Raw genomic sequence first — 22,070 nt, 5'->3', positions numbered from 1 at the left:
GGGTGAGCCGTGATAAAAATAGCGCTCTTGCTACAGGAGCCCACCATGGACCTCGCCACCCTCACCCTGTTTCTGCCGGCCTGTTTTGCCCTCAACATGGCGCCAGGCCCCAACAACCTGTTGTCGGTCAGCAATTCGACCCGCTATGGCTACCGCACCGCGTGTGTGGCCGGCATCGGCCGGTTACTGGCGTTCGCCGGGATGATTGCCCTGGCCTCGGCGGGGCTGGCGGTGGTGTTGCAAACCTCTGAGCTGCTGTTCTACGCCATCAAGATCCTCGGTGCGGCTTACCTGTTCTACCTCGCCTGGCAATTGTGGCGCGCAGATCCGGGTGTGGAAAACGTGGTCACCTCAGCGCCCGTGGGCACGCTGGCGCTGGCCCGGCAGGAATTCCTGGTCGCCGCCGGCAACCCCAAGGCCATCCTGATTTTTACCGCGTTCCTGCCGCAATTCGTCGACTCGACCCACGCCATTGCGCCGCAGTTCGTGGTGTTGGGCGCGCTGTTTCTGGTGCTGGAATGGATCGCCATCGGCGCCTATGCCTACATGGGCCTGCACATGCGCCGCTGGTTCGCCAGGCCGTCGGGCAAGCGGATGTTCAACCGCTGCTGCGCCGGGTTGTTGTCGGCGGCGGCTTCGGTACTTCTGATGGCCAGACGCGCCTGAAGTAGATGTTTTACCCATGTGGGAGCGGGCTTGCTCGCGAAGGCGTAGTGTCAGCCACCTCAATTTCGACTGACACTATGTATTCGCGAGCAAGCCCGCTCCCACAGGGTGAGCTCGCCTTCCGGTGCGAAATTCGCTGTCGATTTTCCGGTGGAGGTCGCCCATGACGCGATCTATGCTGGGCCCATGAACCTACAAAAAACGCTTCTACCGCCCCGTGCCGAGATGGTTCGCGCCATGCTCGAACGAGACACCTCCTACGAGGGGGTGTTTTTCACGGCGGTCAAGACCACAGGCATCTTCTGCCGTCCCGGTTGCACCGCCCGCAGCCCGAAGCCTGCGAACGTCGAGTTCTTTGCCAGCGCCGAACAATGCCTGGCGGCGGGCTATCGCGCCTGCAAGCGCTGCAAACCGCTGGACACCGCCGCCAGCGCGCCGGACTGGGTGCAGAAACTGTTCAAGTCGGTAGACGCCGACCCGGAACAGCGCTGGACCGACGCCCGGCTAATGGCTGAAGGCATCGAACCACTGAAACTGCGTCGCTGGTTCAAGCAGCACTTCGGCATGACCTTCCACGCCTGGCTGCGCACCCGGCGCCTGGGCATGGCGCTGGGCGGGATCAAACAGGGCGACTCCATCGATGACGTCGCCTTCGATTCCGGCTACGAGTCCCTGAGCGGTTTTCGCGATGCCTTTCAAAAATCCTTTCACATCACCCCGGGCCGGGCGGCCAACAGCGAGCCGCTGCTGTTCACGCGCCTGACCACCCCCCTGGGGCCGATGATCGCCATGGCCGAACGGCGTGGGCTGGTGCTGCTGGAGTTTCTCGATCAGGCCTCGCTGAACCCTTCGGTCCAGGCGCTGCAAAACCGTTTCGGTTATGCCGTGGCACCGGGGCACAACGCGCATTTGCAGCAGATCGAAGAGCAGTTGTCCGCGTATTTCGCCGGTACGCTCACTGAGTTCAGCGTGGCCTTGCACATGCCCGGTAGCGAGTTCTCCCGCCGGGTCTGGGCTGAACTGGCGAAGATCCCTTACGGCCGGACCACCACCTACGGCGCCATTGCGGCGATTCTGGGCAAGCCCGGTGCCAGTCGGGCGGTGGGCCTGGCCAACGGGCATAACCGCTTATCGATTGTCGTGCCCTGCCACCGGGTGATCGGCGCCGACGGCTCGTTGACCGGCTACGCTGGAGGCCAGCCGCGCAAGGCGTATCTGCTCAGGCTGGAAAACGCAGCGGTGCAGCTCACGGAGCAGCTGGCGTTCTGATCCCCCCACAGTTTTTTCATAAGGAAGGAAACTCGATGGACAGGCTCGACAATCAACTGCACCAACTGCATCACGAGGGTTTGCTGATCCTCACCAACGTCGCCGATGCCGCCGGTGCGCGGCTGGTGGAGCAACTGGGCAACAAGGCCGTCGCCACCAGCAGTGCGGCGGTGGCCTGGGTACATGGCTATCCGGACGGCAACACCCTGCCCCTTGAGCGCCTGGTCTCGACGGTCGAGTCGATTGCCCGGGTCATTTCGGTGCCACTGACCGTGGACATCGAAGCCGGTTATTCCGATGACCTGGAACGGGTGGCAACAGTGGTTGACGCCGTGATCGCCGCCGGCGCTGTCGGAATCAATATCGAGGACGGCTCCTCGCCGCCGGAATTACTGGTACGCAAGATTGAAACCGCGCGCCAGGTGGCCGATCGACGTAACGTGAACCTGTTCATCAATGCGCGCACCGATGTTTATCTTCGGGGTCTGGTGCCTGCCGAAGATCGCGTCGCTGAAACCCTCAGGCGCGCCGCGCTGTATCAGGCGGCCGGTGCCAATGGCCTGTTTGCCGCGGGCGTTACCGCGGAGTACGAGATCAAGGCGTTGTGCCACGGCACCTCACTGCCGTTGAATGTGCTTGGATTCCCGGGCCTGCCGTCACCCGAAGTACTCAAAGAACTTGGTGTGCGCCGCCTGTCCGCAGGTTCAGGCATCGCCGAATTCCTCTACGGTGCCATGGCCGGCATCGCCAAAAGCTTTCTGCAAACCGGCAAGTTCGATACCCACGACCTGAAGGCCCTCACCTATGGCGAAGTGAACGCCCTGTTGAAACCGTCCGGGAAAGCCTGAGCCCATGGCCGACGGCTATCAGGCGGCCAGTGAGTTCCTGGCGGCCATCGATGACGACTGGCGCCGCCACATCGACGCCGTCGGCCCGTGCCTGCACCAGCCGCATGCGGCCCGTGATCCCTATGAGTCGCTGGTGCGGGCGATTGCCTATCAGCAACTGCACGCCAAGGCCGGCGATGCGATTGTCGGCCGGCTGCTGGCACTGTTCGGTTCGGGTGCGTTTCCCAAGCCTGAACAGATCGTCGCGACCGATTTCGACCGACTGCGCAGTTGCGGGTTTTCCGCGAGCAAGATCGCGACCATTCAGGGCATCGCCCAGGCGTCGCTGGACGGCGTGGTGCCCGATTACGCCACGGCGCTGGCCATGGACGATGAAGCACTGATCGAACGCCTGATCACTTTGCGCGGCGTGGGCCGCTGGACCGTGGAGATGCTGCTGATCTACAGCCTGGAGCGGCCGGATATCCTGCCGGCCGATGACTTTGGCGTGCGTGAGGGCTATAGGCGACTCAAGGGCCTGGAGGTGCAGCCGACGCGCAAGCAGATGATCGAGATCGGGTTGGGGTGGAGTCCTTATCGGACGGTGGCCTCCTGGTATTTGTGGCGGGTGCCAAACAAATAGACCGCGTTATCGTTTTTCGCGAGCAAGCCCGCTCCCACATTCGACCGCATTCCCATGTCAGAACTCGGTTAAATGTGGGAGCGGGCTTGCTCGCGAAGACGTCAGTCCAGTCAACACACCATCAAGGACCAGTCACAACCCCGACTTCAACCGACTGAACGCCCTGATCAACGCCCGGTTGAACGCCTTGCCATTGTCATTCTTGCTGTACAGCGAAGCCCGGACCGCGGCCGGCGGATACGTCCCCGGATCGTTGCGAATCGCCGGGTCGATCAAGCCGTCCGCCGCCGTAATCGCATTGGCGTAGTGGATGGTGTCGGTGATCGGCGCGATCACTTGCGGGGTCATCAGGTAATCCATCAACGCCAGGCCGGCCTGCGGATGCGGCGCGTCCTTGGGAATGACCATGGCGTCGAACCAGATCAACGTGCCCTCCTTCGGAATCCGGTACTTCAGCGAATACGGCTTGCCCGCCGCCTCGGCCTGGCCCGCCGCGATGGCCACGTTGCCGTTCCACGACATCGCCACGCAAGTGTTGCCGTTGGCCAGGTCGCTGATGTTCAGGTCGTTGTCGAAGTAGCGGATGTACGGACGAATCTTCGCCAGTTGCTGCTCGGCCAACTTCAGGTCATCGAGGTTCTGGCGGTTGATGTCCAGGCCCATGTACTTCATGACCGCCGCAAACACTTCGTTGGGATCGTTGAGCAAGCTGACCCCGCAATCGGCGAATTTCGAGACCACGGCCGGATCGAACAGCATCGCCCAACTGTCGGTGGGCGCGTCGGGCAGGCGCTGTTTGACAGACTGTTCCTGATACCCCACACCCGTGGTGCCCCAGGCGTAGATCCCGGCATAGCGGTTGCCCGGGTCGAACACCGCCATGTGCTGGCGGAACTCCTCGCCGACGCCGGCAAAGTGCGGCAGTTGCTGCTTGTCGACCGTCTGCACCGCGCCACTCTCGATGGCCCGGGACAGATGCTGCCCCGCCGTCAGCACCAGATCGTAGCCACTGCGGCCGGTGAGCAGCTTGGTCTCGACGGTTTCCAGGGAGTCGAAGTGGTCGACCACCACATGAATGCCGGTTTTCGCTTCAAAATTCTTCAAGGTGTCCGGGGCCAGGTACTCGCCCCAGATGTAGAGGTTGACCACCGGTTTGGCGGAGTCGGCAGCCTGCACACACAGGGGTGCAAGCACCAGCAGTATTGCTTGAGTCAGTTTGTGCAGGCCCACGATCACGCTCCCCTTTTGTTGTTGGCGGTGACGGCGTACTGCGGCATGGTGATGCACGCGACGTTGCCGCCACCGAGGAGGATTTCCCGGGAGTTTTCGATGCCGACGATGCTGTGTTGCGGGAACAGCTCGGCCAGGGTCGCCAGCGCCACTTTGTCGTTGCGATCACCAAACAGCGGCACCACGATGGAGCTGTTACCGGCGTAGTAGTTGATGTACGACGCGCAGATTTTCGTCCCGGCCTGGCGGGTATGGGTGCTGTCCTGCCGGTCCAGGCCTTCGGCTTCTTCGGCGGTCCACTCCAGCACCTCCGGCTGCGGCAGCTTGTGCACGATCAACTCGCGGCCACGACTGTCGCGGGTGCTGCGCAAGATGTCGTAGGCCTCCTGATAGATTTCCCACTGCGGATCGTCGCGGTTGTCGGTCCATTGCAGCACCACTTCACCGGGGCGCACGAAGCACGCGAGGTCATCGACGTGGCCGTCGGTTTCATCGAACTTGCAGCCCCGTGGCAGCCAGATGACCTGCTCGGCGCCGAGGTAATCGGTCAGGCGGCGGGTGACTTCGTCCTTGCCCAGGTGCTGGTTGCGATTGCGGTTGAGCAGGCATTGCTCAGTGGTCAGGATGCTGCCCTGGCCGTCGCTCTGGATGCCGCCCAGTTCGGCGATCAACGGTGCGCGATAGCGGTCGAAGCGTTCGATTTCGAGGATCTTGCCGGCGATCTGGTCGTCCTTGTCCCACGGATAGTACAAGCCGCCGTCGAGGCCGCCGTAGGCGTTGAATTCGAAGTCGACGCCGCGCACTTCGCCACGCTGGTCATTGACCACAAAACACGGGCCGCTGTCGCGGAACCAGGTGTCGTTGCAAGTCATTTCGACCACGCGTACTTGCGGCGGCAACTGGCGGCGCGCGGTGGCGAACTGTGCCGCCGAGGCGCACACGGTGACCGGTTCGCTCATGGAAATGGCGGTGACGATCTGCACCCAGACTTTCTGCGCCGGCTTGGCACCGTTGCGCCAGACGTCGGTACGCTCCGGCCAGCCGAGCCAGCAACCGGATTTGGCTTCGAATTCGCCGGGCAGACGGAAACCGTCCTGTTTGGGAGTGGTGTCGAGCAAACGGGCCATGGTCAAACCTCTTCAGCGGGGATTGGAATGACCACAGGCTAAGGGCGACAGCGACTGGCTCGCCAACGATGATTATTTCGGAATACTTGAATTCAACTCATCAATCCAGCAACTGATCGTTGAACCATTCCAGCATTTGCGCCACCGCTGGACGCTCCAGCCGCAGCCGCTCGCACACCAGCGCATATTGGCCCAGCGCGGTCATGCTCGAGGTGAACGGCCGTACCAGCCGCCCGCTGAGCAAATCTTCCTGGGCCGTCAAGTTGTCGCCCATGGCCACGCCCTGCCCTTGGGCCGCGGCCTCCAGTGCCAGCCCGGCGTGGGCGAAATACAGTTGACGATCAGGGCGCTGGTCACCGGCATGGCTGGTAAGCCACGCGGTCCAGGTCTTGCCGTCCTGGTCGTCGTGCAGCAGACAGTGGCGGGCCAGGTCCTTCGGGGTTTTCAGGGTGCCCTGGTTGAACAGGCCGGGGCTGCACACCGGGAAGAACTGCAACGCAGGCAGCGGCCGGACGAAATACGCGGTGCTGTCCACCGGGCCGGTGCCGTAGGTGATCGCCAGGTCGATGTCTTCCCCGGGTGCCGTGGCGTCGATCGGCTGTTCGTACAGATGCAAGGTGATGTGTGGGTAACGCGCGTAGAAATCCGTGAGACGACTCATCAGCCACTTTTGCGCCAGCTCGGCGGTGACCGCCAGACGCAATACCGCCAGGGATGAAGGGTCGCGCAGTTCATCGCAGGCATCGCCAATCAGTTCGAAAGCCTGCTGCAAACTTTGCATCAGGCGCCCGGCAGCCAGGGTCGGGCGAATCTGCCGGCCCTCGCGCACGAACAGCGGCACACCGAGTTGCTCTTCGAGTTGGCGAATCTGGTGGCTGACCGCGCTGTCGGTGACACACAACTCGGCCGCCGCCCGACCGAAATGGGCGTGACGGGCGGCGCATTCGAAGGTTCGCAAGGCTGCCAGGGAGGGTAATCGTCGCATCAGGTCATGTCCCGGTTTCGAGGGGGACATGCTGACTTGGCCTTGAGTGGGCGTCCAGTGGGACCGCGTTATCGTTCTTCGCGAGCAAGCCCGCTCCCACACTTGGAACGCAATACCCCTGTGGGAGCGGGCTTGCTCGCGAATAGGCCGGCCCATTCACCACAAATCCAATGACCTATCACGCTGACTGATCAACGATGACACTCCCCCAAACCCGGCGCGGGCACCTGCGATCGGTGAAGTGTTCATCGCCCGGGGCCGAGTGGTGAAGGCCGGCAAGAAACAGGTATTTGCCCGCGCCGAGCTGTTCGCGCAAACAGCCGGTCAATTGAAACTGGTGGCGACCGGCGACGCGATTCTGGTGCCGGTCGAGTAGCCCTTACGGTCTAGGCTGTTCAGGGTACGCTCAAGTCAGCCGGAGGCTCCCATGCATCTCGAAGGTTCCTGCCATTGCGGCGCGGTGTCGTTCAGTTTGACCAGCGTCCACCCCTACCCTTACCAGCGTTGCTACTGCTCGATCTGCCGCAAGACACAGGGCGGTGGCGGCTATGCGATCAACCTCGGTGGCGATGCCGCCAGCCTCAAGGTTCGCGGGCGCAAACACATCGCGATTTACCATGCGCGGCTCAAGGAACAAGACGACAAGCGCGCCCACAGCAGCACGGCCGAGCGGCATTTCTGCTCGGTCTGCGCAACGGCTCTGTGGCTATTCAGCCCGGAGTGGCCTGAGTTGATTCACCCCTTCGCCTCAGCCATCGACACGCCGCTGCCGGTGCCGCCGGAGCACACGCACCTGATGCTCGGATCAAAAGCGCCGTGGGTGGAGGTCCAGGCGCTGCCCGGGGATCAACAGTTCGATCAGTACCCCGAGGAATCCATCGCCCAGTGGCATGAGCGTCTCGGCCTGGCCTGCCGAGAATAATTATCAGTTTTTTTCATACGGCAGTTCCCCTTTGCGTTTTTCGTTCGGTCAACCCCTCAGAAGCATTTCAACTACCGATCGATTCGATGCAAAGGGATCCCCATGTCGCACCCGCTTGTCGCCCGTTTCCGTTTTGCCTTGTGCCCTCTGGCACTGGCCCTGCCTGCCGCCCTGCTGAGCCTTGTACCCGTTGTCCACGCCGCTGAAACCGATGCCGAAAAGAACTCGGCCCGGGTCGACGGCGTACTGCAACTGGGCGCAACGACCATTTCCGGCCAGGCGCTGGGCGCTACCACCGAAGGCACCCACTCCTACACCACCGGTTCAACATCCACGGCCACCGGCCTGCCCCTGTCGATCCGCGAAACGCCGCAATCGGTGACCGTCATTACCCGTCAGCAGATGGACGACCGCGGTGTGCAGAGCATCGGCGACGCGCTACGCAACACCCCCGGCATTTCGACGCAGAAGTACGACAGTGACCGCACCGAGTTTTCCGCCCGCGGCTTTGCCATCACCAACTTCCAGTACGACGGCGTGAACATTCCGTATGACGGTGTCTACGGTGAAAACCCTAACAACGGCGACGACGCGTCCAGCCTGGACCGCATCGAAATCGTCAAGGGTGCGACCGGCCTGATGACCGGTTCGGGCGACCCGTCTGCCACCGTTAACCTGATCCGCAAGAAGCCGACCAAGGAATTCAAGGCGTCGATCAGCGGCACCGTCGGTTACTGGGACGCGTATCGCAGCGTCGGCGATATTTCCGGTTCGCTGAACGATTCCGGCAGTGTGCGTGGCCGCTTCGTCGGTGCTTATTCCGACAAGAACTCCTACCAGGATCATTACAGCCAGAAAAAAGACCTGTTCTACGGCATCCTCGAAGCCGATCTGACACCCGACACACTGCTGACCTTCGGCGTCGACAAGTCAAGCACCACCCCGCGAGGCTCGTCCTGGACCGGCAACCCGGTGTACTTCTCGGACGGAGGCCGTACCGACTTCCCCCGTCACTTCAACCCGGGCGCCGACTGGAGTCGTCGCGACTTCGACGACATCACTTACTTCGCCTCCCTGGAACAGGCTCTGGCCAACGACTGGAAGTTCAAGGCCAGCATCGACCAGAAAACCACCGACCACGACACTCGCCTGGCCTCGGCCAGCGGCGGCAACCCGGACCGCGCCACTGGTGAAGGCATGTTCCTGTACTGGGGTCGCTGGGAAGGTCATCGCGTGCAAAACACCGCTGACGTGAACGTCACCGGCCCCTTCACCCTGGGAGGCCGCGAGCATGAACTGGTGGCTGGCTTCATGGCTTCCCACTCGCGCCAGACCGGCGCGACCTACGACACCAGCGCCTTCGAATTGGTCCCGGGCAGCATCTACGACTGGAGCGGCGATCTGCCGGAACAGAACTTCCCGAAAAACGGCAAGTACGAACGCACCCAAAGCCAGAATGGCCTGTACCTGGCCACGCGCCTGCACGCGACCGACGATCTGTCGATCATCCTCGGCAGCCGCCTGAGCACCTTCAAATACAACGAGGATTATTCGTACTATCCGGGTGCGGGACTCGATGACACCCATGCCAGCTACAAGGAACATGGCGTGGTCACGCCCTATGCCGGTGTGGTCTATGACCTGGACGACACCTATTCTGCATACGCCAGCTACACCAGCATCTACCAGCCACAAACCTACAAGGACGCCACCGGTTCGACCCTGGCACCGGTCGAAGGCGCCAGTTACGAAGCCGGCCTGAAAGCCGCTTACTTCGACGGGCGACTGAACGCCAGCCTGGCCTTCTTCCGCATCGAGCAAGACAACGTCGCCGAATCGATCGGTACCAACCCGGTCACCAACGAAGGCATCTACAAAGCCATCGACGGCGCAACCACCAAAGGTGTGGAACTGGAACTGGCCGGTGAAGCGGCCGAAGGTTGGAACCTGTCGGCCGGCTATACCTACGCCCGCACCCGTGACGCTGATGAACAGCGCATCTTTGGCTTCCCGCTGGCGACCTCCAAACCGGAACATGTCGTGCGTACGTTCACCACCTACCGCCTGCCCGGCGCACTGGATCAGGTGACCATCGGTGGCGGAATCAGCTGGCAGAGCGCGTTCTACGGCAAGATCTACAGCCCGACAACGGGCGGCGACACCCGCATCAAGCAAGGTGGCTACACCCTCGTCGACCTGATGAGCCGCTATCAGTTCAACGAAAACCTGAGCTTCACCGTCAACGCCAACAACGTCTTCGACAAACGCTACCTGACGGGCCTGGGCAACTTCGACACAACGTACTACGGCGAACCACGCAACGTGATGTTGACCACCAAGTGGGATTTCTAAGCTGAGCGCCCGCCAGAAAACTGATACCTGTCAGTTAACACCGGAACCTGTGGGAGCGAGCTTGCTCGCGATAGCGGACTGTCAGCCACCTCAGGTGTGACTGCCTGATCCGTCATCGCGAGCAAGCTCGCTCCCACAATGGGTTGCGGTGTTCATGCCGCAGCCGGTATACCGCTATGGAAGCGAAATTCCACATCCGGGGATTCGATCAGTTCCTGCTCGGCGGCACGGACCCTGTCGATCACCTGGGCGATGTCCTTGGCGTCCCCATATTGGTAGGCCAGCTTCAGGTAACCCTGGAAATGCCTGGCCTCGCTCTTGAGCAGACCGAAATAGAACTTGCCCAGCTCTTCGTCCAGGTGCGGCACCAGCGCTTCGAAACGCTCGCAACTGCGGGCTTCGATGAAGGCGCCGACCACCAGGGTGTCCACCAGTTTCACCGGCTCGTGACTGCGCACCACCTTACGCAGCCCCGACGCATAGCGCCCGGCGGACAGCTGGCGCAGTTCGATCTTGCGCCGTTTCATCAGGCGCATGACCTGTTCGTGGTGCACCAGTTCTTCCCGGGCCAGACGCGACATCATGTTGATCAGATCGACGTGGGAGTGATACTTGGCGATCAGGCTCAACGCGGTGCTGGCGGCCTTGAATTCGCAGTTCTTGTGGTCGATCAGCAGGGTTTCCTGATCGGCCAGCGCGGCCTGGATCCAGCCGTCGGGGGTGCGGCAGCCAAGGAACTCGTGAATTTCGGGAAGGATCATGGGGCTCACGGAAAAATAGGTTCAAAACGAAGGGCGCCGATTATACCGGCCTGCCCGCAGACCACCAGTCGCCGACCGTTGATATGCATCAAGTCCCCGAATCGCCGACAGCAACTATAGTTGTGCAACGCCGTGCTTTTTCATTTTCAGGAGATCCCGCTCATGCAAGCCATTCGCAGCATTCTGGTGGTCATCGAACCCGAGCACTCGGAAAGCCTGGCGCTCAAACGGGCGAAGTTGATCGCCGGTGTGACCCAGGCGCAGTTGCATCTGCTGGTGTGCGACCCCAAGCATGATCACAGTGGCATGTTGGGTGTGCTCAAGGCCGCTTTGACGGAGGACGGCTACAGCGTCACCACCGAGCAGGCCTGGAACGACAGCCAACACCAAACCATCGTCGATGTGCAGCAAGCCGAAGGTTGCGGCCTGGTGGTCAAGCAGCACTTCCCCGACAGCCCATTGAAAAAAGCCCTGCTGACCCCGCAGGACTGGAAGCTGTTGCGGTCCTGCCCGACTCCGGTGCTGCTGGTGAAAACCGCCGATTCATGGAAAGACAAAGTGATCCTGGCAGCCATCGACGTCGGTAACACCGACCAGGAACATCGCCACCTGCACAACACCATCATCGATCATGGCTATGACATCGCAACCCTGGCCAAGGCCCGCCTGCACGTGATCAGCGCCCACCCGTCGCCGATGCTGTCGGCGGCCGACCCGACGTTTCAACTGAGCGAAACCATCCAGGCGCGCTATCGCGAACAGTGCAAGGCGTTCCAGGCGGAATTCGACATCGACGATGACCACCTGCACATCGAGGAAGGCCCGGCGGATGTGCTGATTCCGTTCATGGTGCACAAACTGCAGGCAGCGGTGACGGTGATCGGCACCGTAGCGCGCAGCGGGTTGTCAGGGGCGTTGATCGGCAATACGGCGGAAGTGGTGCTCGATGCGGTCGAGAGCGATGTGCTGGTGCTCAAGCCGATGGAAGTGGCGGATCATCTCGAGGAGATTGCGGACAAGCATTGAGATTTGTGGTGATTGAAAGGCCGTCTTCGCGAGCAAGCCCGCTCCCACACTGGATCTTCAGCAGACACAAACTTTGTGTACGACCGAGGATAAATGTGGGAGCGGGCTTGCTCGCGAAGCTTTTAAAGTTCAGCCGCCAAAGGCGTCTTGCAGGAACCCCGGCGCAATATAGCGCTGGTAATGGGCTTCGGAGAGCAGGAAAAATTCCCGTTCAATGGCGTCGCGCAATTCCGGCAGGTTCCACTCGCGAAACTCCGGCAGCAGCACCATCCCGTAGGCTTCCAGGTTGTTGATCACCCGCGCACCGCGCGCGATCAACTGGTAGGCCCAGCAATATTCCGACTGATGGGGCACGAAGCGGATCTTGCGCTGCTCCAGCTGCATTCGGAGCAGCGCCGGATCGAAAATTTCCACCTTGGCGGCCATCACCTGTGACAGCAACTGCTCAAGACGCAGCCATACCGCGCGCTTTTCTTCCTCGTTGTAACCGTTCCAGTGGATCACTTCGTGGTGGAAACGCTTGCAGCCACGGCACACCAGGTCACCGTAAACAGTGGAGCAGAGGCCGACGCAGGGAGTCTTGATGGTCTGATTGGGCATAGATAGGCAAAAACGCGAAAAAGCAGAACAGGCCGGCATGTTAGCCCTTTGTCGGCCATTGATCACCCCTCAAAGTTCAGGGCCTGTGGAGAATCGGGCTCTGGTGACCGCCACCACCAAAGTCCAATAAACACTGACTTACCTTTAATTTTTTTTTGCCGTAGAATCAGCCTGCCTTTTTAGGCGCCAATGTCCGTTAGAAGCTGTTTTCAAAGCGTCACGAGCACAGTCGTTCCTTCAGAGCGGTGTTGGCGAGGGGTTTTTCCAGCGGGGAAAAGCCCAACGCCAACCCTCATCAGCTCCCGTTCTGCAGGCGTAAAACTTTGAAAGCAGCTTCTGTAAGGAATTGTCGGTAATTCTGGCTAAGTGGCTCACAACGCCATGCAGCGCATGAGTACGGCAATTTCGGGATGAGCGTCCCGGACACCCATTTGGGACCACTGATGAGGGTAATAACTGTGCTTGAAGCCTACCGCAAACATATCGAAGAGCGCGCAGCACTGGGTATCGTTCCCCAGCCGCTAAACGCCGAACAAACTGCAGGCCTGGTCGAGCTGCTGAAAAATCCCCCGGCTGGCGAAGAAGCATTCCTCGTTGACCTGATCACCAATCGCGTTCCGCCTGGAGTGGACGAAGCAGCCTATGTAAAGGCCGGCTTCCTGTCCGCCATCGCCAAAGGCGAAGCCAAATCCCCCCTGATCGACAAGAAGCGCGCTGTTGAACTGCTCGGCACCATGCAGGGCGGCTACAACATCGTGACGCTGGTTAACCTGCTGGACGACGCCGAACTGGCTCCAGTAGCGGCCGAAGAACTCAAGCACACCCTGCTGATGTTCGACGCCTTCCACGACGTCGCTGAAAAAGCCAAGAACGGTAACGTTCACGCCCAAGGCGTGCTGCAATCCTGGGCTGACGGCGAGTGGTTCGTGAAGCGCCCGACCCTGGCCGACAAGATCAGCCTGCGCGTGTTCAAGGTCACCGGCGAAACCAACACCGACGACCTGTCCCCTGCTCCTGATGCCTGGTCCCGTCCAGACATCCCGCTGCACGCCCTGGCCATGCTGAAAATGGCTCGCGACGGCATCGTGCCTGACGCACAAGGCGTCACCGGTCCGATGAAGCAGATCGAAGAAATGCGCAACGCCGGTTTCCCTATCGCCTACGTCGGTGACGTGGTCGGTACCGGTTCTTCGCGTAAATCGGCGACCAACTCCGTACTGTGGTTCTTCGGCGACGACGTTCCTTATGTACCGAACAAGCGTGCCGGCGGTTTCTGCTTCGGCAGCAAGATCGCTCCGATCTTCTACAACACCATGGAAGATGCCGGCGCACTGCCAATCGAATTCGACGTATCCAACATGCACATGGGCGACGTGATCGACCTGTACCCGCATGCTGGCAAAGTCTGCAAGCACGGCACCGACGAAGTCCTGACCACCTTCGAAATGAAGACTCCGGTGCTGTTGGACGAAGTTCGTGCTGGCGGCCGTATTCCGCTGATCATCGGCCGTGGCCTGACCGAGAAGGCTCGCACCGAGCTGGGTCTGCCACCTTCGACCCTGTTCAAGAAGCCTGAAGCACCGGCTGAAAGCACCAAGGGTTTCACCCTGGCGCAGAAAATGGTCGGCAAGGCTTGCGGCGTGACCGGCGTTCGTCCGGGCACCTACTGCGAACCGAAGATGACCACCGTGGGTTCCCAGGACACCACCGGTCCAATGACCCGTGACGAACTCAAAGACCTGGCGTGCCTGGGCTTCTCGACCGACCTGGTGATGCAGTCCTTCTGCCACACCGCGGCTTACCCTAAGCCGATCGACGTGACCACCCACCACACCCTGCCTGACTTCATCATGACCCGCGGCGGCGTTTCCCTGCGTCCGGGCGACGGCATCATCCACTCGTGGCTGAACCGCATGCTGCTGCCAGACACCGTCGGTACCGGTGGTGACTCCCACACCCGTTTCCCGATCGGCATTTCGTTCCCGGCCGGTTCCGGCCTGGTTGCGTTCGCCGCAGCCACCGGCGTCATGCCGCTGGACATGCCTGAGTCGATCCTGGTTCGCTTCAAAGGCGAACTGCAGCCAGGCGTCACCCTGCGTGACCTGGTTCACGCCATTCCTTACTACGCGATCCAGGCTGGCCTGCTGACCGTAGAGAAGAAAGGCAAGAAGAACGCCTTCTCCGGTCGCATCCTGGAGATCGAAGGTCTGCCTAAACTGACCGTAGAGCAAGCGTTCGAACTGTCTGACGCCTCGGCTGAACGTTCGGCTGCCGGTTGCACCATCCAGCTGTCCAAAGAGTCGATTGCCGAATACCTGCAGTCCAACATCACCCTGCTGCGCTGGATGATCGGCGAAGGCTACGGCGATGCACGTACTCTGGAACGTCGCGCCCAAGCAATGGAAGCCTGGCTGGCCAACCCTGAGCTGCTGGAAGCGGACAAAGACGCCGAATACGCCGAAGTCATCGAGATCGACCTGGCCGACATCAAGGAGCCTGTGCTCTGCGCGCCGAACGACCCGGACGACGCTCGCCTGCTCTCCAGCGTTGCTGGCGAGAAGATCGACGAAGTGTTCATCGGTTCCTGCATGACCAACATCGGCCACTTCCGCGCCGCCGGCAAGTTGCTGGAACAGGTCAAGGGTCAGCTGCCAACCCGTCTGTGGCTGTCGCCGCCGACCAAGATGGACGCTCACCAGCTGACCGAAGAAGGCTACTACGGCATCTACGGCAAGGCCGGCGCTCGCATGGAAATGCCAGGCTGCTCGCTGTGCATGGGTAACCAGGCACGTGTAGAGCCGAACTCGACTGTAGTGTCGACTTCGACCCGTAACTTCCCGAACCGTCTGGGTGACGGCGCGAACGTCTACCTGGCTTCGGCCGAACTGGCGTCCGTGGCTTCCATCCTGGGTCGCCTGCCGACCGTCGAGGAGTACATGGAATACGCTGGCAAGATCGACAGCATGGCGGCCGATGTCTACCGCTACCTGTCCTTCGACCAGATCGCCGAGTTCCGTGAGGCCGCTGCGAACGCCAACATCCCGGTCGTTCAAGCCTAACGTTGCAACGCAATGAAAAACGCCGCCCATCGTGAGATGAGCGGCGTTTTTTTATGGCTGTTTTTTGTGTGTATATCCGCTTCTGGAGTAATGGCTGCTATTTGTTCCGCGAGCCGACCTGGCTCTGACTGAGGTCCCCGAACCTCTGTAGGAGCGAGCCTGCTCGCGATGGTCGTCAACGATAACGCAGGCTGTCTGAATGCCCGCGGTGTCCCGGCGTTTTTCGCGAGCAGGCTCGCTCCTACAGCCGACTGCGGCAGACCGAATACCCCCGAGCCCCCAAAAAAAAACGGCCAACCCGAAAACCGGATCAGCCGTCATTCACTCATCAAATCAAACAGCAATCACGCACTCAGCGAATAGACCAACGCCGAAATCGCCACCAGGCCCACCGCCGTCACGAAGACATTGGACGCCTGACCGCGATAGCGTGCCATCGCCGGCACCTTGCGGATGGCGTACATCGGCATCAGGAACAGGATCGCCGCGATCACCGGGCCACCGAGGGTTTCGATCATGCCCAGGATGCTCGGGTTCAGCGTAGCGACGATCCAGCACACCACCAGCATGAACGCGGCGGTCATACGGTCCAGGGCCTTGGCGGACGGACGCTTGCCGCTCTTGACGATCAGGCCCTTGAGACCTTCGCTGGCGCCGATGTAGTGCCCCAGGAACGACTTGGAAATGGCCACGAAGGCAATCAACGGCGCCGCGAAAGCAATGGTCGGATTGCTGAAGTGGTTGGCCAGGTACGACAGGATCGACAGGTTCTGCGCCTTGGCTTCAGCCAGTTGCGCTGGCGACAGGGTCAGCACGCAACTGAAGACGAAGAACAGCACCATCACTACCATCAACAGATGGGCACGGGACAGGATCTGCGAGCTGCGTTCCTCGGCGTGTTCGCCATAACGACGCTTCTGGTCGACCGCAAACGCCGAGATGATCGGCGAGTGGTTGAACGAGAACACCATCACCGGAATCGCCAGCCACAAGATGTGCAGCAGCGCCGACGGCGCAGGCACTTGGCTCGCGGTGGCGAGAATGCCGCCGTTCCAATGCGGAATCAGGTACACCGCCAGAAACAGCAGCGCGACGATGAACGGGTAAACCATCAGGCTCATGGCCTTGACGATCATTTGCTCGCCGCAGCGCACCACGGCCAGCAGGCCAAGGATCAGCACCAGCGACAACACGGCGCGCGGTGGCGGCGTGATGTGCAATTGATGCTCAAGGAAACTGCCCACGGTGTTGGTCAGCGCCACGCTGTATATCAGCAGGATCGGGAAGATCGCGAAGAAGTACAACAGTGTGATCAGCGCGCCGGCCTTGATGCCGAAATGTTCTTCCACCACTTCAGTGATGTCGGCGCCTTCGCGCCCGGACAACACGAAACGGGTCAGCCCGCGGTGTGCGTAGAACGTCATCGGAAACGCCAGCAACGCCAGGATCAGCAGCGGCCAGAAACCGCCCAGGCCTGCGTTGATCGGCAAAAACAGGGTTCCGGCACCAATCGCCGTGCCAAACAGGCCCAGCATCCAGGTGGTGTCTTGGCGATTCCAGCTTGTAAGCGTCGCGGGTGTCGCGTCTACATAGCGTTCGTTAACGCTATTGGCCTGATCATTCATCCGGTGGGATCTCCACATTCCGGTCACTTGCCACCCGGCCAGGACGCGTCGGAATACCCGACAGGCGGCGCCCGGCCGAAACAGGGGCGCGATTCTGGAGGATTAGTGAGCAGAAGCAAAGACTTAGGTGAGGAACGGTGGTACCAGATAGACGAAAGTCCCCTGTGGGAGCGAGCTTGCTCGCGATGGCTTCGGCACATCCAACAACCACTTGCCAGACACACCGCTATCGCGAGCAAGCTCGCTCCCACAAGGAATTGCATTGTTTTCGAGGCTACGTTTCATCGCCAGACAGCATCCACCGCTTGATAAAGGTTCACCATCATGTATTTTTAACCGACCTGCATTCCTTCTGGAGTCTGCCCATGCCACTGGTTCGCGTCGACATCCAAAAACACCGGGACCCCACCCACGCCAGACGCATCGGGCAACTGATCTATGCCGCCATGCGCCAGACCATTGGCGTGCCTGAACACGACAACTTCCAGATCCTGGCCGAACACGACGAGCAGCATTTCATCTTTGATCCCGAGTATCTGGGCATCAACCGCACCGATAACCTGGTCGTCATCCAGATCACCCTCAACGAAGGGCGAACCCTGGAGCAGAAAAAAAACCTCTACAAAACCATCGTCGAAAGCCTTAACGCAGAGCTGGCGGTGCGCCTGGAGGACGTTTTCATCAATCTGGTGGAAGTGAAAAAAGAGAACTGGTCGTTCGGCAACGGGATTGCCCAATACGCCCTCTGATAGTCCACCTGCAAACCGAGAATGCCCCATGCCCCGAGTTTCCCGCAAACAAGCCGACCTCAACCGCGAGACCATCGTCGATGCCGCCACCCGGCTGTTTCGTGAACGCGGCTTGCACGGGATCAGTGTGGTCGATGTGATGGCCGCCGCGGGCCTGACCCACGGCGGTTTCTACGGACACTTCGAATCCAGGGAAGCCCTGGCGCAAGAGGCCAGCGGCCGGGCTTTCGAGCAGGCCGCGCAACGCTGGCTAGGGCGAGTGGCCGAGCATGACGGCAAGGACGCCGCCCGCCGTGCCGTGGTCGAAACCTACCTGTCCAACGAAAGCCGGGACAATCCTGGCGACAGCTGCCCGGTGGTGGCCTTTGCCGGGGACATGTGCCATGAGGCCGCCGAGAGCGAACTGCGCCAAACCTATCTGCAAGGCCTGAACAACCTGCTCGATTCCCTTGGCTCGCTGCTGGACGCAGAGGACGAAGCCGGCAAACGGCAGCAGGCGCTGGTGCAGTATTCGCTGATGTTCGGTGCGCTGATGCTGTCCCGGGCCACCCGAGGCGACCCGCTATCGGATGAAATTCTCGAGGCTGCCCGGGCTGCCCTCACGCCGTCGAAGTAAATCGCCCGCCCCCACGCAATAAAAGATCGCAGGCATTACCGGCTCCTACACTCAGCGCAGTGTCCACAATGGCGCAGGAGCTGCCACGGACTGCGATCGCTGGTGGTTGCCAAGCCGCCCTGAAATCAGCAATCTCAAGTGACGTTCGAGCCGATTTTTCGATGCCCACAGGGAGCCAAGCATGCCTGTAACCGTTCTGGTACTGGTTGAAACCATCAATGAGTACCTGCCAATCCTCGAACATCAGGGCTTTCACCTGATCCTGGCCCCGACGCCCGCCGAGCGCGCCGAAGCCATTGCCCACCACGCCGGGCAGATCGACGCCGTCCTCACCCGTGGCCCGTTGGGGCTGTATGCCGATGAAATCGCCGCCCTGCCCAGCCTCAAGATCATTTGCGTGATCGGCGCCGGCTATGAACACGTCGACCTGCTGGCCGCCGCCAACCGGGGCATCACCGTCACCAATGGCGCCGGGGTCAACGCCTCGTCCGTCGCCGACCATGCGATGGCGCTGCTGCTGTCGCTGGTGCGCGACATACCCCGCTGTGATGCCGCCGTTCGGCGCGGTGAGTGGCCGAAGATCATGCGCCCTTCCCTCGCTGGCAAACGCCTGGGCATCCTCGGCCTCGGCGCCGTCGGCATGGCCATCGCCAAACGCGCGGCCAATGGCTTCGACATGGCGGTGAGTTACCACAATCGCCAGCATCGAAGCGATGTGCCCTACACCTTCTGCTCCACCCCCACTGAACTGGCCCGTGCTTCGGACTTTTTGATCGTCGCGACCCCAGGTGGTCTCGGGACCAGACACCTGATCAACAAAGCGGTCCTCGATGCCCTGGGTCCCAACGGGTTCATCGTCAACATCGCCCGCGCCAGCGTGATCGTCACCACCGACCTGATCAGCGCACTTGAACAACGCCGGATCGCCGGCGCCGCACTCGACGTGTTCGACGCCGAACCGAAGGTGCCGGATGCACTCAAGACCCTGAGCAACGTGATCCTCACCCCCCATGTCGCCGGGCTGTCCCCGGAAGCCACCCAGGGCACCGTCGAAATGGTGGGCAAGAACCTCGTGGCGTTTTTCTCCGGCCAACCGGTGCTCACGCCGATCGAACTGCCGTCGGCCGAGAGCCGGCTCGCCCATTGATGGCGATTCAAACAGCTGTATCAAAAACAATGATTGGCCGGCAACACGCTCACCTATAAGAGCCGTTCGCGGTTGTAGGTGTGCAGTGTGCGCATTAGATTAGCCAATAGTTTCAGGCCTCCAGAATAAGCAGAAGGGATAAGCATGGCGCTTACTGACCAGTCCACCCGTACCCGCACCGGCGAAGAGCTCGATGCCGGCCTGATCGATCCGTACCTCAAGGCCCATATTCCGGGGCTCAGCGGCTTGCCACGGATCAGCCAGTTTCCGGGCGGCGCTTCAAACCTCACTTACTTGCTGGAATACCCCGAACAGGAATTCGTCCTGCGTCGCCCGCCCTTCGGCCACAAGGCCAAGTCGGCCCACGACATGGGCCGTGAATTCCGCATCCTCAATCAACTGCGCGACGGTTTTCCGTACTGCCCGAAAGCCTACGTGCACTGCACCGACGAATCGGTGATCGGTGCCGAGTTCTATGTCATGGAACGGGTCAACGGCATCATCCTGCGCTCGGACCTGCCGCCGGAGCTGGGCCTGGATTCGGCGAAAACCGAAGCCCTGTGCAAGAGTTTCATCGACAAGTTCGTGGAACTGCATCGCGTCGACTACAACGCCTACGGCCTGGGTGACCTGGGTAAACCCGAAGGCTACGTGGCGCGACAAATCAAAGGCTGGAGCGATCGCTACGAAAAGGCCCTGACCCCCGATGCGCCACAATGGGAAGCGGTCAAGGCCTGGCTCAACGACAAGATGCCGGCCGACCATCCGACCTCCAGCATCGTGCACAACGACTACCGCTTCGACAACGTGATCCTCGACCCGAACAACCCGATGCAGATCATCGGCGTGCTCGACTGGGAACTGACCACCCTGGGCGATCCGCTGATGGACCTGGGCAACACCCTCGCCTACTGGATCGAAGCCGATGATCCGGCGCCGGTGCAGATGATGCGCCGCCAGCCGAGCCACGCGCCGGGCATGCTCACCCGCCGCGAGTTCGTCGATTACTATGCCGAACGCTCGGGCATACTCATCGACAATTTCGACTTCTACTACACCTACGGCCTGTTCCGCCTGGCTGGCATCGTGCAGCAGATCTACTACCGCTTCTACCATGGCCAGACCCAGGACAAACGCTTCGCGCAGTTCATTCACATGAACAAGCTGCTAGAGCAGATGAGCTTGCAGGTCATTTCGAAATCCAGCCTCTGACCGTATGCGATCCCTGTAGGAGCGAGCCCGCTCGCGAAGATCGTGAACGACAACGCGCACTGACCGGCCTCAACTGAACAGCATTAGCCGCAACACGGCATTTGACTCGATAACAAGACTTTTCATAAGGGAATCCCATGTCCAAGACTCAGTTGTTCGACCTCGACGGCAAGATCGCTTTCGTCTCCGGCGCCAGCCGTGGCATCGGTGAAGCCATCGCCAAACTACTGGCCCAGCAAGGCGCCCATGTGATCGTGTCGAGCCGCAAGCTTGAAGGCTGCCAGCACGTCGCCGACGCCATCATCGCCGCCGGCGGCAAGGCCACCGCCATTGCCTGCCACATCGGCGAGATGGAACAGATCAGCCAGGTCTTCGCCGGCATCAAGGAACAGTTCGGGCGCCTGGACATCCTGGTCAACAACGCCGCGACCAACCCGCAGTTCTGCAACGTGCTGGACACCGACCTCAGCGCCTTCCAGAAAACCGTCGATGTGAACATCCGCGGCTACTTCTTCATGTCGGTCGAAGCCGGCAAGCTGATGCGCGAAAACGGCGGCGGCAGCATCATCAACGTGGCGTCGATCAACGGTGTTTCACCGGGTATCTTCCAGGGCATCTACTCGGTGACCAAGGCGGCGGTGATCAACATGACCAAAGTCTTCGCCAAGGAATGTGCGCAATTCGGGATTCGCTGCAATGCCTTGCTGCCGGGTCTGACCGACACCAAGTTCGCCTCGGCACTGGTGAAAAACGAAGCTATCCTGAACACCGCTTTGCAACAGATCCCGCTCAAGCGCGTGGCTGACCCAAGCGAAATGGCCGGCGCAGTGTTGTACCTGGCCAGCGATGCTTCCAGCTACACCACCGGCGTTTCGCTGAATGTGGATGGCGGCTTCCTGTCCTGATCGTCTGAACAGCACAAGTCCCTGTGGGAGCGAGCTTGCTCGCGATGGCGTTATCAGGTTCAACATCGATATTGACCGATACCCCGCTATCGCGAGCAAGCTCGCTCCCACAGAGTGAAACCCGGATTTACTGCGTGACGCAACGAGTCGTGGTGGTGACTCGGGTCACCTGCCCGTCTTCAGCCCGTACATCGCCCAGGACATCGGTTTTATCCATGGCCTGGCAGGTGCGTTCAGGAGGGGGTGGAGTGACCGCTGGAGGGGGTGGCGGACTGGCACAGCCGCCGAGGATCGCCACGCAGAATGCCAGCGACAAGGGTGAGATAACGCGTTTCCCAAGAGTTTTCAT

At 60.9% G+C, this 22,070-nt stretch carries 21 protein-coding genes; 14 read left to right on the top strand and 7 right to left on the bottom strand.

Features of this window, described 5'->3' with window-relative positions:
• Positions 1-45: 45 nt before the first annotated feature.
• The 4 genes from KGB20_RS01625 to KGB20_RS01610 all read left to right on the top strand — a co-directional run bounded on the left by KGB20_RS01625 (position 46) and on the right by KGB20_RS01610 (position 3,405).
• Positions 46-666, top strand: coding sequence for a LysE family translocator (locus KGB20_RS01625; protein WP_223531832.1), 621 nt, complete (start codon positions 46-48; stop codon positions 664-666).
• A 186-nt stretch (positions 667-852) separates the two neighbouring features.
• Positions 853-1,935 carry a bifunctional transcriptional activator/DNA repair enzyme AdaA gene (locus KGB20_RS01620; protein WP_154908920.1) on the top strand — a complete coding sequence of 361 codons (1,083 nt, stop codon included), beginning with the start codon at positions 853-855 and terminating at the stop codon, positions 1,933-1,935.
• Between the two features lie 35 nt (positions 1,936-1,970).
• The gene (locus KGB20_RS01615; RefSeq protein ID WP_154860131.1) at positions 1,971-2,783 is read left to right on the top strand and encodes an isocitrate lyase/phosphoenolpyruvate mutase family protein; all 813 of its coding nucleotides are present in this window, start codon (positions 1,971-1,973) and stop codon (positions 2,781-2,783) included.
• Between the two features lie 4 nt (positions 2,784-2,787).
• A complete protein-coding gene (locus tag KGB20_RS01610; RefSeq protein WP_154908919.1) occupies positions 2,788-3,405 on the top strand; it encodes a DNA-3-methyladenine glycosylase family protein in 618 nt (205 codons plus the stop codon).
• A 132-nt stretch (positions 3,406-3,537) separates the two neighbouring features.
• On the opposite strand, the gene KGB20_RS01605 is transcribed toward KGB20_RS01610, so the two are convergent.
• The 3 genes from KGB20_RS01605 to KGB20_RS01595 form a co-directional block, all read right to left on the bottom strand.
• The gene (locus KGB20_RS01605; protein WP_154908918.1) at positions 3,538-4,635 is read right to left on the bottom strand and encodes an extracellular solute-binding protein; all 1,098 of its coding nucleotides are present in this window, start codon (positions 4,633-4,635) and stop codon (positions 3,538-3,540) included.
• 2 nt (positions 4,636-4,637) lie between these two features.
• Positions 4,638-5,762, bottom strand: a complete 1,125-nt coding sequence (gene aguA / locus KGB20_RS01600; RefSeq protein ID WP_154908917.1) for an agmatine deiminase — start codon at positions 5,760-5,762, stop codon at positions 4,638-4,640.
• Positions 5,763-5,862: 100 nt separating this feature from the next.
• Positions 5,863-6,747, bottom strand: a complete 885-nt coding sequence (locus KGB20_RS01595; RefSeq protein ID WP_090454991.1) for a LysR substrate-binding domain-containing protein — start codon at positions 6,745-6,747, stop codon at positions 5,863-5,865.
• A gap of 241 nt (positions 6,748-6,988) precedes the next feature.
• On the opposite strand from KGB20_RS01595, the gene KGB20_RS29005 reads away from it, so the two are divergent.
• The 3 genes from KGB20_RS29005 (at position 6,989) to KGB20_RS01585 (ending at position 10,021) form a co-directional block, all read left to right on the top strand.
• Positions 6,989-7,123 (top strand): hypothetical protein, encoded by a 135-nt coding sequence (locus tag KGB20_RS29005; protein ID WP_256355696.1) that lies wholly within the window; start codon positions 6,989-6,991, stop codon positions 7,121-7,123.
• 51 nt (positions 7,124-7,174) lie between these two features.
• Positions 7,175-7,669, top strand: a complete 495-nt coding sequence (locus KGB20_RS01590) for a GFA family protein (protein ID WP_154908916.1) — start codon at positions 7,175-7,177, stop codon at positions 7,667-7,669.
• A gap of 102 nt (positions 7,670-7,771) precedes the next feature.
• Positions 7,772-10,021, top strand: coding sequence for a TonB-dependent siderophore receptor (locus KGB20_RS01585; RefSeq protein ID WP_154908915.1), 2,250 nt, complete (start codon positions 7,772-7,774; stop codon positions 10,019-10,021).
• Between the two features lie 152 nt (positions 10,022-10,173).
• On the opposite strand, the gene KGB20_RS01580 is transcribed toward KGB20_RS01585, so the two are convergent.
• Positions 10,174-10,782: a tRNA-(ms[2]io[6]A)-hydroxylase gene (locus KGB20_RS01580; RefSeq protein ID WP_090454987.1), complete on the bottom strand. Its 609-nt coding sequence runs from the start codon at positions 10,780-10,782 to the stop codon at positions 10,174-10,176.
• A 162-nt stretch (positions 10,783-10,944) separates the two neighbouring features.
• On the opposite strand from KGB20_RS01580, the gene KGB20_RS01575 reads away from it, so the two are divergent.
• Positions 10,945-11,808 carry a universal stress protein gene (locus tag KGB20_RS01575; protein WP_057715063.1) on the top strand — a complete coding sequence of 288 codons (864 nt, stop codon included), beginning with the start codon at positions 10,945-10,947 and terminating at the stop codon, positions 11,806-11,808.
• A 129-nt stretch (positions 11,809-11,937) separates the two neighbouring features.
• Here KGB20_RS01575 and KGB20_RS01570 read toward each other — a convergent pair whose 3' ends face one another.
• Positions 11,938-12,408 (bottom strand): DUF1289 domain-containing protein, encoded by a 471-nt coding sequence (locus KGB20_RS01570; protein WP_223531830.1) that lies wholly within the window; start codon positions 12,406-12,408, stop codon positions 11,938-11,940.
• 458 nt (positions 12,409-12,866) lie between these two features.
• Here KGB20_RS01570 and acnB point away from each other — a divergent pair, with 458 nt between their 5' ends.
• Positions 12,867-15,467 (top strand): bifunctional aconitate hydratase 2/2-methylisocitrate dehydratase, encoded by a 2,601-nt coding sequence (gene acnB, locus KGB20_RS01565; RefSeq protein WP_057715065.1) that lies wholly within the window; start codon positions 12,867-12,869, stop codon positions 15,465-15,467.
• 344 nt (positions 15,468-15,811) lie between these two features.
• Here acnB and KGB20_RS01560 read toward each other — a convergent pair whose 3' ends face one another.
• Positions 15,812-17,092, bottom strand: a complete 1,281-nt coding sequence (locus KGB20_RS01560; protein WP_154908913.1) for a serine/threonine transporter — start codon at positions 17,090-17,092, stop codon at positions 15,812-15,814.
• Between the two features lie 365 nt (positions 17,093-17,457).
• Between KGB20_RS01560 and KGB20_RS01555 the strand changes: the two genes are divergently transcribed.
• From KGB20_RS01555 to KGB20_RS01535, 5 genes are all read left to right on the top strand, one after another.
• Positions 17,458-17,841, top strand: a complete 384-nt coding sequence (locus KGB20_RS01555) for a tautomerase family protein (protein WP_154908912.1) — start codon at positions 17,458-17,460, stop codon at positions 17,839-17,841.
• Positions 17,842-17,869: 28 nt separating this feature from the next.
• Positions 17,870-18,457 carry a TetR/AcrR family transcriptional regulator gene (locus KGB20_RS01550; RefSeq protein ID WP_154908911.1) on the top strand — a complete coding sequence of 196 codons (588 nt, stop codon included), beginning with the start codon at positions 17,870-17,872 and terminating at the stop codon, positions 18,455-18,457.
• 181 nt (positions 18,458-18,638) lie between these two features.
• Positions 18,639-19,604: a 2-hydroxyacid dehydrogenase gene (locus tag KGB20_RS01545; RefSeq protein WP_154908910.1), complete on the top strand. Its 966-nt coding sequence runs from the start codon at positions 18,639-18,641 to the stop codon at positions 19,602-19,604.
• A gap of 144 nt (positions 19,605-19,748) precedes the next feature.
• Positions 19,749-20,816: a phosphotransferase family protein gene (locus KGB20_RS01540; RefSeq protein ID WP_154908909.1), complete on the top strand. Its 1,068-nt coding sequence runs from the start codon at positions 19,749-19,751 to the stop codon at positions 20,814-20,816.
• Between the two features lie 137 nt (positions 20,817-20,953).
• On the top strand, positions 20,954-21,721 hold the full coding sequence (locus KGB20_RS01535; protein ID WP_007976320.1) for an SDR family oxidoreductase: 768 nt from the start codon (positions 20,954-20,956) through the stop codon (positions 21,719-21,721).
• 127 nt (positions 21,722-21,848) lie between these two features.
• Here the strand turns inward: KGB20_RS01535 and KGB20_RS01530 are convergent, their stop codons facing one another.
• Positions 21,849-22,070, bottom strand: a complete 222-nt coding sequence (locus tag KGB20_RS01530) for a hypothetical protein (RefSeq protein WP_139212678.1) — start codon at positions 22,068-22,070, stop codon at positions 21,849-21,851.

Origin of the sequence: Pseudomonas sp. BF-R-30 (assembly GCF_019956175.1) — a bacterium.
GTDB lineage: Bacteria > Pseudomonadota > Gammaproteobacteria > Pseudomonadales > Pseudomonadaceae > Aquipseudomonas > Aquipseudomonas jessenii.
This window is presented reverse-complemented; position numbering and strand designations above follow the sequence as displayed.

Coding starts and splice junctions, on each gene's coding strand:
- KGB20_RS01535 (WP_007976320.1), top strand. CDS start 20,954: ATGTCCAAGACTCAGTTGTTCGACCTCGACGGCAAGATCGCTTTCGTC.
- KGB20_RS01585 (WP_154908915.1), top strand. CDS start 7,772: ATGTCGCACCCGCTTGTCGCCCGTTTCCGTTTTGCCTTGTGCCCTCTG.
- KGB20_RS01560 (WP_154908913.1), bottom strand. CDS start 17,092: ATGAATGATCAGGCCAATAGCGTTAACGAACGCTATGTAGACGCGACA.
- KGB20_RS01540 (WP_154908909.1), top strand. CDS start 19,749: ATGGCGCTTACTGACCAGTCCACCCGTACCCGCACCGGCGAAGAGCTC.
- KGB20_RS01545 (WP_154908910.1), top strand. CDS start 18,639: ATGCCTGTAACCGTTCTGGTACTGGTTGAAACCATCAATGAGTACCTG.
- KGB20_RS01575 (WP_057715063.1), top strand. CDS start 10,945: ATGCAAGCCATTCGCAGCATTCTGGTGGTCATCGAACCCGAGCACTCG.
- KGB20_RS01555 (WP_154908912.1), top strand. CDS start 17,458: ATGCCACTGGTTCGCGTCGACATCCAAAAACACCGGGACCCCACCCAC.
- KGB20_RS01580 (WP_090454987.1), bottom strand. CDS start 10,782: ATGATCCTTCCCGAAATTCACGAGTTCCTTGGCTGCCGCACCCCCGAC.
- KGB20_RS01590 (WP_154908916.1), top strand. CDS start 7,175: ATGCATCTCGAAGGTTCCTGCCATTGCGGCGCGGTGTCGTTCAGTTTG.
- KGB20_RS01550 (WP_154908911.1), top strand. CDS start 17,870: ATGCCCCGAGTTTCCCGCAAACAAGCCGACCTCAACCGCGAGACCATC.
- KGB20_RS01625 (WP_223531832.1), top strand. CDS start 46: ATGGACCTCGCCACCCTCACCCTGTTTCTGCCGGCCTGTTTTGCCCTC.
- KGB20_RS01530 (WP_139212678.1), bottom strand. CDS start 22,070: ATGAAAACTCTTGGGAAACGCGTTATCTCACCCTTGTCGCTGGCATTC.
- KGB20_RS01615 (WP_154860131.1), top strand. CDS start 1,971: ATGGACAGGCTCGACAATCAACTGCACCAACTGCATCACGAGGGTTTG.
- KGB20_RS01610 (WP_154908919.1), top strand. CDS start 2,788: ATGGCCGACGGCTATCAGGCGGCCAGTGAGTTCCTGGCGGCCATCGAT.
- KGB20_RS01595 (WP_090454991.1), bottom strand. CDS start 6,747: ATGCGACGATTACCCTCCCTGGCAGCCTTGCGAACCTTCGAATGCGCC.
- KGB20_RS01570 (WP_223531830.1), bottom strand. CDS start 12,408: ATGCCCAATCAGACCATCAAGACTCCCTGCGTCGGCCTCTGCTCCACT.
- aguA (WP_154908917.1), bottom strand. CDS start 5,762: ATGGCCCGTTTGCTCGACACCACTCCCAAACAGGACGGTTTCCGTCTG.
- KGB20_RS01620 (WP_154908920.1), top strand. CDS start 853: ATGAACCTACAAAAAACGCTTCTACCGCCCCGTGCCGAGATGGTTCGC.